Consider the following 13,091-nt stretch of genomic DNA (forward strand, 5'->3'; position numbering starts at 1 on the left):
TCACCTCCTGAATTTTGATGGAAGAGTTTTTTGAACTGAAAAGGCAAATCACTTGTATAGTTTCTTTGCTCAACCAGTATTGTTCATCATCTATTCTCTTCGTTCATAGTGATTCACAATAAAAAACTCTATGCCACCGCAGACATAGAGGGACTATTGAATATATTCAATAAACGTCCTCGGTAGGAAATTAAGGCTTGGCGCCACCTACTGTCTTCGGTACAAGTTAATTATTAACCTCAACTAGCTTAGCATGCTAAACTAGTTGAGTCAAGAATTATTTTTCAGTTGGATCAATCAACGTTCTAATATTTGATTAGAAAGAAGCTTGGTCAACATGGATACCAGGTCCAAATGTTGTTGTGATCGTTACATTTTTCATGTATTGACCTTTAGCTGCTGATGGTTTAGCTTTTAGCAATACATCATGGATTGTTGCAAAGTTTTCAACTAATTTTTCATCATCAAATGAAACTTTTCCGATTGGTACATGGATGTTTCCAGCTTTGTCTACACGGTAAGTTACTTTACCAGCTTTCACTTCGTTTACTGCTTTTGTTACATCCATTGTAACTGTACCAGTTTTAGGGTTTGGCATTAAGCCTTTTGGTCCTAATACACGTCCTAGACGACCTACAGTAGCCATCATATCAGGTGTTGCAACAACTACGTCAAAGTCAAACCATCCGTTTTGGATTTTTTGAACCATGTCGTCGTCACCTACGAAATCTGCACCAGCTGCTTCAGCTTCTTTTGCTTTGTCTCCTTTAGCAAAAACTAAAACAGTTTGTGTTTTACCAGTTCCGTTTGGTAATACAACAGCACCACGGATTTGTTGGTCTGCTTTTTTAGGGTCTACGTTCAAACGGTATGCAACTTCAACTGTTGCATCAAATTTTGCAATGTTTGTTTCTTTTGCTAAAGCTACTGCTTCGGCAACAGGATAAACTTTACTTGAATCAACTTTTTTTAATGCATCTTGCATTTTTTTGCTCTTTTTAGCCATTTTGGTTCCTCCTTGATTGTGGTTATAACGGTTGTACCTCCCACGTGTTCTATATCTTTCAATATAGAGCCAACTGAGAAGCTGCTGTCTTAGGGTATAGAGATTATTCTACAGTGATCCCCATGCTTCGTGCAGTTCCTTCAACCATGCGCATTGCTGCTTCAACGTTAGCTGCGTTTAGGTCTTCCATTTTTAATTCAGCGATTTCTCTTACTTGATCGCTAGAAACTTTCGCAACTTTATTTTTGTTTGGTTCACCTGAACCTTTTTCGATTTTAGCTGCTTTTTTCAATAGAACAGCAGCTGGTGGTGTTTTTGTAACGAATGTGAATGAACGGTCTTCGTATACAGAAATAACAACCGGAATGATCAAACCTGCTTGATCAGCTGTACGAGCGTTGAATTCTTTTGTGAATCCCATGATATTGATACCCGCTTGACCTAGTGCAGGACCTACTGGTGGAGCTGGAGTTGCTTTCCCTGCAGGAATTTGCAATTTAACGATTTTTTCTACTTTCTTTGCCACGAGACATACCTCCTTAAGTCCGTGATGTGGTTAATTGGAGATGCATATTTCTCCTCCCACGTTTTATCTGATCTGAAAAAATCCAGACAAATAATGTGCAAAACAATGCACACTGGTACAGTATAGCAAATTTATTTGTTTTTTCAAGATTTTTTTCTGCTATTTTTACATTTTGCTTGAATAAACGCTAAATTTATTCTAAAAAAACAACAATTTTTCGTTCCCATTTCTTCTTTTATGTTACACTTGCGCTAGCATGGTTCAACAGATGAAAGCAAACAATAACACGGTTTTTTAGACCCTTGTACAAAGATTCCTACATAACAAAATGAGGTGGAGAAAATGAAAGATTTAAGGTATAGAAGTGTCTTTGATATTATTGGACCTGTGATGATTGGTCCAAGTAGCTCCCACACAGCCGGAGCAGCTAGAATTGGGAAGATCATACGCAGTATATTTGGCGAGCAACCTGATTCTGTAGATATTTATCTATATGAATCATTTGCAAAAACCTATCGAGGTCACGGAACAGACATTGCATTAGTTGGTGGTCTATTAGGAATGGAACCTGATGATGAACGTTTAGCTGATTCTTTGAAATTGGCATATGAGGCTGGCATGGAAGTCTTGTTTGTTCCTAAGAGTGAAAAAGCCGAACATCCGAATTCTGTAAAGATGCTTCTAAAAAAAGGAACACGAAAGCTTTCAGTTACTGGCATTTCGATTGGCGGTGGCAATATCCAGATTTCTGAATTGAATGGATTCAAAATTTCTTTAAGCATGGGAACACCTACCTTGATCGTTGTTCACCAAGATGTTCCAGGGATGATCGCTAAAGTGACTGGTATACTTTCTGAAACCAATACGAATATCGGTACTATGACAGTGACACGGGAATCAAAAGGCGAAAGCGCCATCATGATCATTGAAGTAGATAATCCTCAAGTTGAAGAAACAGTAAGAAGACTCAAACATCTGCCAAATATCGACAGCGTAAACTATTTCGATTAAGGAGCTGAAAAAATGTTTTTATCGATTGAAGAATTAGTAGACCAAGCGAAAGCTTATTCAAGTGTAGCAGAATTGATGATTGCAGTTGAAATGGAAATGAGCGGCCGTTCCCGTAGTCAGATCATTGCGATTATGGAAAAAAATCTTTCAGTAATGGAACAATCGATCAACGAGGGAAAAGAAGGTGTCACCTCCGTCACAGGGATTACCGGTGGCGATGCAAAAAAATTAGATGATTATTTGAACGAAGCAGATTTTTTGAGCGGAGAAACGATCTTAAAGGCTGTACGCAATGCTGTAGCTGTTAACGAAGTCAATGCAAAAATGGGATTGATTTGTGCTACGCCGACTGCTGGAAGTGCGGGGGTTGTTCCTGGTGTGTTAATGGCTGTCCGAGATCGGCTTGGTTTGTCACATGAACAGCAATTGGAATTCTTGTTTACTGCTGGCGCTTTCGGGTTAGTAATCGCGAACAACGCTTCTATTAGTGGCGCAGAAGGGGGTTGTCAAGCAGAAGTTGGTTCTGCAAGTGCAATGGCGGCGGCGGCTTTGGTTTGTGCAAAAAACGGGACTCCTCATCAAGCAGCTCAAGCAGTAGCCATCACATTGAAAAATATGATGGGACTGATTTGCGATCCTGTTGCAGGTTTAGTTGAAGTACCTTGTGTCAAACGTAATGCTTTAGGGTCCTCTCAAGCTTTCATCTCTGCTGACATGGCATTAGCGGGTATCGAAAGTGTCATTCCACCGGATGAAGTCGTTGCTGCGATGTATCAAGTCGGACGACAAATGCCATCGATTTTCAAAGAGACAGCAGAAGGCGGCTTAGCTGTTACGCCAACTGCTAAGCGACTTACAGAAGAGATTTTAAATAAGAGGTCGTAAAAAAGCTGCCTAGTTTCGAGTATTAAGAGATTAGTTATTTCTATCACAAAAAAACGAAGAGACGCACAGTTAGGCCTCTCTTCGTTTTTTTTATTAATCCATCAATTTCGTATTTTTTACTTCATCAATCGATTTTGTTCCTGCAAGTTGCATCGTGATCGACAATTCTTTGTTCAGGTGTTCAAAAACAGAGGTTACTCCTTCTGCCCCACCTAGATTCAATCCATAGATTACTGGTCGGCCAATCGCAACTAAGTCAGCACCACTTGCCAAAGCTTTAAAGACATGTTCTCCTCGACGGACGCCAGAGTCGAAAATCACTGGTACACGTTTATTGACTACTTCGGCAATTTTTGGCAATACTTCAAAGGAAGCAGGACCTCCATCTAATTGTCGTCCCCCATGATTAGATACCCAGATACCATCTGCCCCTGCAGAGATAGCGATGACTGCATCTTCTGGCGATTGTATTCCTTTTACGATGACTGGAAGATTGGTGATTTCTTTGATTGTTTTGATGTCATCTGGTGTCAAGCCTTGTTTTGCAGCTGCATAGATTTCTGCAATTCCTTTTCCTTCGCCATTCCCACTTGCACTTTGTTCGCTATAAGCAGCTAAATTAGGCATTGGTAATGGAAATTGGAATTGATTGATCACATCTTCTTCGCGGTAACCACCGAGCGTTGAATCTGCCGTTAAAATGATGGCTTTAGCCCCTGCTTCTACTGCTTTGTTCAAAATGAACTCATTGAACCCATCGTCTTTACTCATATATAATTGGAAAAACTGCGGTGCACCTGGCGCTGCATCTGCTGCATCTTTGATTGTCGTATTCGCATAAGTGCTGATGGAAAAGATTGATCCAGCAGCAGCTACCCCTTTAGCTGTATCAGCTTCCCCTTTTTCATGCGCCAATCCTTGGGCCGCTGATGGCGCTTGGATAATCGGTGTGTCTAATTCAATTCCAAAAACTGATGTATGCAAATCTGCTGAGTCGATTCCGCGTAATATCCGTGCCATGATTTTTTTTGCATTAAAAGAAGTCGTATTTTCTTTCATCGTCCACTCATCTTCAGAACCACCGCGAATATAGCCAAAAGCTCCTGCTTCCATTCGCTCTTTTACACGACCTTCTAGTGAAGCAATGTTTACAATATCGATTGGATGTTCTTCATTACTTGTATGATAAGTCATAGTAGATCCTTCTTTCATCTTCTTGATTACATGTAAATCATACTATTCTTACAAAAAGTAAGCAAACATTTACTCTCGGATCCTTTTCTTGCTATTCATTCCAAACAAATCGACTAACAAGCTGATCTACTTCTTGGTTTTCATGAAGCATACTATGAGCGGCATTTTCGCCTTTTACTATTTTTTCTTCTACTTCATTTCCGTGTTGTTTCAACAACACATAGACAGCTAATGCACTGTTTAACGGTACTGTCCCATCACTCAAGTCTGCTTCGTCCAATTGTCCGGCAATCAGGAAAAATCGAGTAGTTGTAGGCATATTTCCGATTATTTGCTGATAATCTTGATAGCGGCTAGAAACAACAGCAGGACCCATTGCTAACTCCTCTGTCAGAGATTGCCCACTGTCATCGACAAAATCATTAAAAGGTGCACCAATTGCCGTAAATGTCTGAACTTGCGGCAATGACGTATCCTGTCCATATGTTCCTAAATAGCGTAACGCGCTAACTCCTCCCATTGAATGTCCCACGATGTTGACTTTGTCTATGCTATAGTTTTCTTTCAGATACAAAAGACAAGATTTGATCCATTCTGCTTGATTCCACTCGTTGTTTTTATTATCTGCAAACAATACTTGGACCATCGGATTGTCTGCTTTTCCAGATAAGTCTCCTTCTGCTTGTATTTGTCCATCGGCTTCTACTATTAGAACCAATTCTTTTACTGCTTTTTGATTTTTTTCCAAACGTTGCAACATCCCTTTAAAGGAATTTTCTGTCCCGCTGTAGCCATGGAAAAAAAGTGTTGGAATAGTGGTTTTTTCTATCACTTTACTGGATTCTACCGTTTTTTCTTTATCAGAAACTGCAGTAGTCTTCGTCGTCTGGCAACCACTTATCGCAAACAAGCTGATAAGCACTAAAGCTGCTGTAGCCGCATGTTTGCATACATTTTTGATTCGATTTGTCATTCGCCTCTTCCTTTCCATATAGAAAAAAGAAAGACTTGAAAGGTCAATCGTATGATCGACATTTCAAGTCTCTTTATTAATCGATTTTATCTACTTGATCGAAATCAAGTTCTGTACTTGTTTCACGACCAAACATATCGATGTTGACTTTCAATTTTTCTTTTTCTCCGTCAACTTCTGTTACTTGTCCTTCTAATCCCGCAAATGCGCCTTCGATGATTTTCACAACTTCGCCAACTTCTACTTCTAAATCATTTTGTCGTAGACTCATGCCGATAGAACGCAAGATATGATTGACTTCTTCTGGAAGTAGTGGTGCTGGTTTGCTTCCAGCTCCGTGTGAACCAACGAATCCTGTCACGCCTGGTGTGTTACGGACAACATACCAGGAAGCGTCTGTCATGATCATTTCAACAAGAACATATCCTGGAAATGTTTTATGAACGATTTCTTTCTCTTTCCCATTTTTGACTTCTGTTTCTTTTTCTTCAGGAACAACGACACGGAAAATAAAGTCGGCCATTTTCATACTTTGCGCACGAGATTCGATATTTGCTTTTACTTTGTTTTCATATCCTGAATATGTATGCAAGACATACCAGTTTTTTTCAAAAGATTCCATTGAAGGCTCCTCATTTCATTGTAAAATAAAAAAACCTCAGTACACCCGAAGTTTTTCTTTCGCTTCATTATAGCACTAAAAGCACGTTGTGGCTAGCGAGTTATTTTAAGATCCAGCCAAATAAACTTTGGATTGCTGTATCCATTACGTAAAACATCAACCCGAAAAGAATAGAAGTTTCGATAACTACCAACGTATCTTTACGAAGTTGTTTTCTGTTTGGCCAAGTTACTTGTTTGATTTCATCTTTTACGCTTTTTAGAAATTTCATGAGACACCCTCCTTTGCTGTTTATTTCGTTTCTTTATGTAATGTATATTGATTACAATATTTACAAAATTTGTTGATTTCTAAACGTTCACCGCTTTTTCCTTCACTGACTGATTTTGTGTAGTTACGAGACCCACAAACGGAACAAGCGAGTGCTGCTTTTTTCTTTGCCATTTACTTCTGCCCCCTTGCTGAGAATCAGACTTATACTTAATAACAGTATCACGTAACTTTTTACTTGTCAATTTGTGAAATAAACTATCTATTGTTTTAGATAAAATTATGATATGATTAATTTGAAATTAAGCTAAAATGAGACAATTGGAGGTATAGCGATGCTATTAAAAACACTTGTATATAAGAAAAAAGATCTGACAACCGTTACAGAGACTAGTACATTAGAAGAAGCATTAAAAATTTTAGAAACTTCCGGATACCGTTGTGTACCGATCTTAGATTCTTCAGGGAATATTTTCCGTGGAAATATTTACAAAATGCACATCTATCGTCATAAAGCAAACGGCGGTGATATGAAGCTTCCTGTCACTCATCTTTTGAAAAATGCCACAAAGTTCATTTATCTGGATACTTCTTTCTTCAAAGTATTCTTTACGATCAAAGAGCTTCCTTATATTGCTGTCCTTGACAGTGAAAATCATTTTTATGGTATTTTGACACATAGCACATTACTTAATATGCTCTCTCAATCTTGGAGCGTAGAACAAGGAAGCTATGTGCTGACAATTGCTTCTACAGGAAAGCAAGGAGATCTGGCTGCTATCGCAAAAATCATTTCAAAATACAGTAGCATTGCCAGCTGCATTACTCTTGATATTGAAAAAGACGAATACATCCGACGTACATTGATTACGCTGCCGGCGAACACTGAACCGAAAGTATGTGAAACGATCATCAACCACTTAGAGAAAAAGAATTATAAAGTGGTAGAAATCGAAAATTTGCAAAACCAAGAAGCATAATAAAAATGACAAAAGAAATACAGCTCAGCTGCTTTCTTTTGTCGTTTTTTTACAATTAGACACGCTTTTCAAAATCAAGCGAACGATCTAAATAATACATCAGTGGTGCTGAAACAGCCATGATGATGAACTCGCTTAATGCAAGTGTACCATAGGTTGTCCAAAATGCTTGGCCACCTGTCGGAACTAGCATGTAAGCAATCAATCCCATGCTGATAGTAAAGAAGATCGTGTTCAATACTAAACGCATCTTTACATTTTTCACTTTGTTTTGCAGCAAAGCTGTCAGACCTAAAGAAAGCAATGTTTGGCCACCACCAAAAACCACATCCATGATACCAAATCCAAAGAAGGCATTATAGACGATGACCCCGCCCAAAACTCCCCAAAGTAATTTACGGTTAAAGACAACTAAATGATTCAAACTTTCTGAAATACGAAACTGGATTGGCCCTGAGGATACAGGCGCAACTAAAATAGTTAGCGCTAGATAAAGAGCCATGATGATACCATTGACAACGATTACGGACAACCGTTGTCTGCTTTTCGTTTTTTGCATTTTCTCTCCTCATTTCTCCTAGTTTTTTTAACGCGGGATGGTTGATGAACCGCGATTATGTGAAACAAACAATAATTATAACAGACTTTTCATCTATTTCAATCTGTCTTATCTACTTTTGAAAAAAGTAAACAAGCAAAAATGTAAACGTTTGCTAAAAGTCTCAAAATATGGTATAAGATAAATGTAAGGGGTCATAAGAATTCCCAGTAAAGCAGACGAAGTAGGTTCTGCACAAACAGAATTGTTGTGAAACTTAAATAAATAAAAAAGGATGTGGGAATTTGAGCAACCTCTTACTAGAGAATAGTCTAGCAGGCAGCTGAAGGTCTAAGTGGACATACCGAACCTTGGAACTTCTCCTTACGTAAGTAATGGATGATGCGCTTGCTAGGCTTTTTTGTGTGTTTCGGTCTCCAGACCTTTTTCATTCTCCTAGTCTTCTGCTATAATAACCAAGAATTAATTTTGTAACAGGTGTTTTTTTGTAAAAACAAGTTTCTTTCATTCCAAAAATAGAAAAAACTTGCTAATTATTGGTTAACCAGCAAACAGGATGATTAAAATATCTTGTTTTATTGAATAGCAGGAGGAAAATATGAAATTCCATTATCATTTATTGATCAATCCATCGGCAGGCAGTGGAAACGGCCATAAAGTAGCAGAAAAAATCTTGCCGATATTAAAAAACAAACATGTCAACTATACCCTTCATTACAGTGAATACAAAGGACATGATGCGGAGATTGCTGAAATTCTGGCAAAAGAAACATTAGTACCTTGGACAGAAGAACAGGAAACAATCGAAACTTTCCCTCTTTTGATCATCGTAGGAGGAGACGGAACCTTGCATCAGGTACTTGATACTTTCTATCAGATGGAAGTTGAATTTCCTGTCGCTTATATTCCAGCAGGCTCTGGAAATGATTTTGCTCGAGGAGCGGGACTTCCTAAGAATCCTAAAAAAGCACTTCAGCTGATTTTAGCAGCTCAATCACCAGATAAAGTCCATATAATGGCTTATGAAGAAAAAATAAGTGAAAAAAAAGGAATAGCTGTTAATAATTTTGGTATTGGATTAGACGCAGCTATCGTCCACGCGACAAATCATTCTTCTACAAAAGAACGATTGAACAAATACAACTTAGGTTCTTTTTCGTATTTGTTCTCTATTCTCCGGACTTTATTTACTCAAAAAGGATTTCCAATTCTAGTGGATGCAGGAGGAAAGCAGTTAAGTTTTTCAAATGCATTTTTATGTACAGCAACGAAGCATCCTTTTTTTGGAGGAGGAATCGCAATCGCTCCAACTGCAGATGCGACTAAACCAGTCATTGATTTTGTCATGGTCGAACGAATCAATATTTTTAAAATCATATGGCTTATCCTTTTACTTATGCAGAAAAAACAATTGAAATCGAAATATTTCCATCACTACACAACAAACAGATTACGAATCGTTTCACCAACGCCGCAATATGGTCAAGAAGATGGAGAAGATGTCGCTCCTCGTCCTTTTGATCTGCAATTTTCTACAAAAAACCAGTTATTTTTCAAGTAGTTTCGAGTTTGTAGAAAAATTTTGTGGAAATGCCTGTTCACATTTTTGCAAAAATTTGACTTCATACCAAGAAACTGTCTTTTGAACACCGTTTACCAAGACGGCATGAGCCTACAATTTCACTACAAGTCACCAAGAATAATTTCAAAAAGCGGATGAGGCACAAGTCGTGTCACATCCGCTTTTTAAGTGATCAATATTGCCGACAAATAGCGCATACGTATCGTCAGATTCTTTTATAATGTATACGGTGTAATGTTTTCCATACCAATCATTGGATCTACTAATTTCTGATTAATCGCTTCTGCAGTAAGAACGAACTCCTTGGGAACAGCAGGTTCTATCTCTTCTTTCTTTTCTTCTACAACCGATGAAGAAAATAGATCTGGTTCCACTGTTTCCATTACTTGGTTTTTCGATTCATTCGTTCCACTGTCGTCTTTTATAGGTAACTTTTCTTTTATGTCCTGCGACTCTTTTGTATAGGTCCCATCTTCAAATGGATCATTTCCAATCAAAGAATCTTCATAAGCTGCTAGTTTTGTCCGCAGAGTGATAGTCATTTTTCCATTATCGATGATTCTTGATTTCAACGTAGTCATTCGGCTTGCCGATTCATTCGCTACACAAGTGGCATACGCTTGCTCTTCCCCTAACAAAATCAACAGTTCCTTACTCCGAGTAACAGCCGTGTAGAGTAGATTACGCTGAAGCATTCGCTGATATTGATGAACCATGGGCAAAATGACCATTTTGAATTCACTGCCCTGTGATTTATGGATCGAACAACAATAAGAAAGAGTAATTTTATTCCACTCGTTTCTTTTATAAGTGACCTCATTTGCATCAAACTGGATAACTAATTCATCCACTTTATCTTCCGAATCTTTTGCCAAGATAATCCCCGTGATTTCTCCCATATCTCCATTGAATACATTCAATTCAGGAGTATTGACTAACTGGAGTACTTTGTCTCCTATCCGATAAACGGTGTCGTTCCAATGTACTTCCTTTTTCCCAGGTCTCCCTGGATTGAATATCTCTTGCATCATTTTATTTAACGCGTCGATCCCTGCTGGTCCCCGATACATTGGTGCTAATACTTGGATATCTTGTGCACGGAATCCCTTATTTTTCGCTTTTTCCACAATTTTAGAAATCAAGGGTTCAATTTGATAAGCATCGCTTCGGAAATAGGAACGATCTTTTTGATTCTTTGTGAAATCTTTTGGTAGACGTCCTTCTTTGATTTCATGGGCAAGAGGAATAATACTAGAACCATCACCTTGTCGATAAATCTGATTGAGTTCCATTTTAGGAATTTGTTCGATTTCCAAAAGGTCATGTAGCACTTGTCCAGGACCGACAGAAGGAAGCTGATCTTTATCCCCTACTAGAATAACCTGCATATTCGTCGGAATCGCTTTGAATAATGTGTTAGCCAGCCATGTATCGACCATAGACATCTCATCAACGATCAAAAGTCCGCCTTCTAATTCTTTCGTGCTGACTGAAGGTGTTTTTTCCCGTCCATTCAGCCCAAGTAAACGATGGATTGTACTGGCAGGCAGACCTGTTGTCTCGTTCATTCGTTTAGCTGCCCGGCCAGTAGGTGCTGCAAGCAGAATAGGAAAAATTTCTTGGGTATATTTTGACGGATCCAATTCCAGACCATTCAACTCTGCAAAAAGATTGACGATCCCATTGATCACAGTAGTTTTCCCCGTACCTGGTCCTCCTGTTAAAATAAATAGAGGAGAACGGATGGCTTCAGCGATTGCTTGTTCTTGCGAAGGTCCATACTGTATACCAAATATTTTTTCGATACGCCGAATATTTTTCTGCACTTCTTTTTCAGGATAATGGATTTCTTTTTTACGGCTGAGCAGACGTTGGATGGAATTGCCGATACCCCATTCAGAAAAATACAAACTGTTTTCGTAAAGATTCGTTTCTTCTTGCTGGATTTTTCCTTCTTCAACAAGCTGGATAATCACAGTAGCAACCTGATCAGGCAGAATTTCTATTGGACGACTTGTTTCTAAAATACGGATGGTTTGCTGAAGCAATGTTTCCGCCGGTACGTATGTATCTCCTGTTTGAACAGCATGCTGAAAAATCTGATGCAAGATGGCTGCTCGGATTCTTCTAGGTGAATCTGCTGCAATACCGATTTGTTCGGCTAGATTATCTGCGCGTTTGAACCCGATTCCTTCTATGTCTTCGACTAGCTGATACGGATTTTCTTCGATGATATCCAAAGACTCGTTCTTATAGGTCTGATAAATACTGAAAGCTAACTGACTACCGAATCCATAACGATTCAATCCCATGATTACTTGATCCATCCCGTGATTTAGACGAATCGTTTCAGCAAGCATTTCTCTTTTTGGCTTCGTTAAACCAGCGATTTGTTTTAATACCGAAGGATCAGCAATGATTTTTTCGATAGCATCTTCTCCCAGCAACTCGACGACTTTCTCTGCTGTTTTCTTACCGATCCCAGGGAATTTTTCGCTGGAAAGATAAGCTACGATCCCATTCGCAGTTGTTGGTTTTTCTTGCTCATATCTTTCGACTTTAAGCTGTCTTCCGTATTTAGGGTGATCCACTAGTTCTCCATAAAAACGATAGGTCTCATTTTCTTGAATATCGCCAAAGCTTCCGGTAACTACAATCTCTTTTTCACGGTAATCAGCTGTAGTTTTGCTGATGTGTACCAAAAGCACTTTGTAAAAATTACTAGGATTTTGAAAAAAAATCGCGGCAACTGTACCAACGAAATAAGGCATTTCTTCTGGCTGCATCGGAAGCCGCCTCCTTCTTCTATAGTAAAGGTTCTGGTGCTGTTTCAGTTCCTAAAAAATCTGTTTGGTTCCATACTTTCAGTTTATACGGCAATAATTTGCAAGGCTCTTCAGTCTCTAAAATCGTCAGGCTGCTATTGAACAAACCGCCCATTTCCCGCAACTCACTTAGCTCTTTCCCTGTCATCCATTGAATGGCAGCAGTTAATGAGGCCCCATGACCTACGAATAAAAGAGGTCCGTTTTTATGTTGAGCAACCGCATCCGCTACAACAGTTTCAATACGTGTGATTGCTGATTCAATCGTTTCTCCATGAAAAGGAGAAGGATCATATAGATCTAAGTGATTACGCAAATTCGGCAAATTCTCTGGGTATTTCTGATACATTTCATCGATTGATTGTCCTTCTAAAGTACCTAGCCCTAGTTCTCGCAGTTTATCTGTATAGAAAATCTCTACCGGACTAGCAAGCTCTTTGTTGATACCTTCTGCTGTATCGCATGCTCGTTTTGCTGTACTGGAATAAATTGCTTTAAAAGGAACATATTTTACTTTTTTCCCAAATGCTTTGATTTCTTCGTAACTTTGAGGCAAAAGCGGAGAATCGCCATTGCTCCCTTGAAAACGTCTTTCCTGATTCCATTGTGTCTTCCCATGTCGGGTAAAATATAGTTCCATACGCAGCAAACTCCTGTC

14 protein-coding genes, 1 riboswitch and 1 other annotated feature are annotated in these 13,091 nt (G+C 38.9%); of the genes, 4 read left to right on the forward strand and 10 right to left on the reverse strand.

What is annotated here, in order from left to right; all coding sequences use genetic code 11:
* Positions 1-110: 110 nt before the first annotated feature.
* Positions 111-238 (reverse strand) — a sequence feature (ribosomal protein L10 leader region).
* Between the two features lie 78 nt (positions 239-316).
* Positions 317-1,006 carry a 50S ribosomal protein L1 gene (rplA, locus tag AC1F25_RS08370; RefSeq protein WP_002291636.1) on the reverse strand — a complete coding sequence of 230 codons (690 nt, stop codon included), beginning with the start codon at positions 1,004-1,006 and terminating at the stop codon, positions 317-319.
* 103 nt (positions 1,007-1,109) lie between these two features.
* Complete coding sequence (gene rplK / locus AC1F25_RS08375) at positions 1,110-1,532, reverse strand: 50S ribosomal protein L11 (RefSeq protein ID WP_002291638.1); 423 nt, start codon at positions 1,530-1,532, stop codon at positions 1,110-1,112.
* Positions 1,533-1,874: 342 nt separating this feature from the next.
* Here rplK and sdaAB point away from each other — a divergent pair, with 342 nt between their 5' ends.
* Positions 1,875-2,543 (forward strand): L-serine ammonia-lyase, iron-sulfur-dependent subunit beta, encoded by a 669-nt coding sequence (sdaAB, locus tag AC1F25_RS08380; protein WP_002309998.1) that lies wholly within the window; start codon positions 1,875-1,877, stop codon positions 2,541-2,543.
* A 12-nt stretch (positions 2,544-2,555) separates the two neighbouring features.
* A complete protein-coding gene (gene sdaAA / locus AC1F25_RS08385; RefSeq protein WP_002309997.1) occupies positions 2,556-3,428 on the forward strand; it encodes an L-serine ammonia-lyase, iron-sulfur-dependent, subunit alpha in 873 nt (290 codons plus the stop codon).
* Between the two features lie 93 nt (positions 3,429-3,521).
* On the opposite strand, the gene AC1F25_RS08390 is transcribed toward sdaAA, so the two are convergent.
* The 5 genes from AC1F25_RS08390 to rpmG all read right to left on the reverse strand — a co-directional run bounded on the left by AC1F25_RS08390 (position 3,522) and on the right by rpmG (position 6,661).
* On the reverse strand, positions 3,522-4,622 hold the full coding sequence (locus AC1F25_RS08390; RefSeq protein ID WP_479994041.1) for a lactate oxidase: 1,101 nt from the start codon (positions 4,620-4,622) through the stop codon (positions 3,522-3,524).
* Between the two features lie 91 nt (positions 4,623-4,713).
* Positions 4,714-5,613, reverse strand: coding sequence for an alpha/beta fold hydrolase (locus AC1F25_RS08395; protein WP_479994042.1), 900 nt, complete (start codon positions 5,611-5,613; stop codon positions 4,714-4,716).
* 58 nt (positions 5,614-5,671) lie between these two features.
* Positions 5,672-6,217, reverse strand: a complete 546-nt coding sequence (gene nusG, locus AC1F25_RS08400; protein ID WP_002294580.1) for a transcription termination/antitermination protein NusG — start codon at positions 6,215-6,217, stop codon at positions 5,672-5,674.
* A gap of 100 nt (positions 6,218-6,317) precedes the next feature.
* A complete protein-coding gene (gene secE / locus AC1F25_RS08405; protein ID WP_002309994.1) occupies positions 6,318-6,488 on the reverse strand; it encodes a preprotein translocase subunit SecE in 171 nt (56 codons plus the stop codon).
* 20 nt (positions 6,489-6,508) lie between these two features.
* Positions 6,509-6,661 (reverse strand): 50S ribosomal protein L33, encoded by a 153-nt coding sequence (gene rpmG / locus AC1F25_RS08410; protein WP_002294578.1) that lies wholly within the window; start codon positions 6,659-6,661, stop codon positions 6,509-6,511.
* 161 nt (positions 6,662-6,822) lie between these two features.
* Between rpmG and cbpA the strand changes: the two genes are divergently transcribed.
* A complete protein-coding gene (gene cbpA, locus AC1F25_RS08415; protein WP_479994043.1) occupies positions 6,823-7,467 on the forward strand; it encodes a cyclic di-AMP binding protein CbpA in 645 nt (214 codons plus the stop codon).
* 55 nt (positions 7,468-7,522) lie between these two features.
* Here the strand turns inward: cbpA and AC1F25_RS08420 are convergent, their stop codons facing one another.
* Positions 7,523-8,026, reverse strand: a complete 504-nt coding sequence (locus AC1F25_RS08420) for a QueT transporter family protein (protein WP_002309992.1) — start codon at positions 8,024-8,026, stop codon at positions 7,523-7,525.
* A gap of 12 nt (positions 8,027-8,038) precedes the next feature.
* Positions 8,039-8,085, reverse strand: a riboswitch (PreQ1 riboswitch).
* Positions 8,086-8,624: 539 nt separating this feature from the next.
* Here AC1F25_RS08420 and AC1F25_RS08425 point away from each other — a divergent pair.
* Entirely contained in the window at positions 8,625-9,587 is a 963-nt protein-coding gene (locus AC1F25_RS08425) for a diacylglycerol/lipid kinase family protein (protein ID WP_002314139.1), read from the forward strand.
* A gap of 236 nt (positions 9,588-9,823) precedes the next feature.
* Here AC1F25_RS08425 and recD2 read toward each other — a convergent pair whose 3' ends face one another.
* Together recD2 and AC1F25_RS08435 are read right to left on the reverse strand one after the other, a co-directional pair.
* Positions 9,824-12,394, reverse strand: coding sequence for an SF1B family DNA helicase RecD2 (gene recD2, locus AC1F25_RS08430; protein ID WP_479994044.1), 2,571 nt, complete (start codon positions 12,392-12,394; stop codon positions 9,824-9,826).
* 19 nt (positions 12,395-12,413) lie between these two features.
* Positions 12,414-13,073 (reverse strand): histidine phosphatase family protein, encoded by a 660-nt coding sequence (locus tag AC1F25_RS08435; protein ID WP_002309989.1) that lies wholly within the window; start codon positions 13,071-13,073, stop codon positions 12,414-12,416.
* Positions 13,074-13,091: the final 18 nt, after the last annotated feature.

It is taken from the genome of Enterococcus sp. M-BR2, assembly GCF_056612775.1.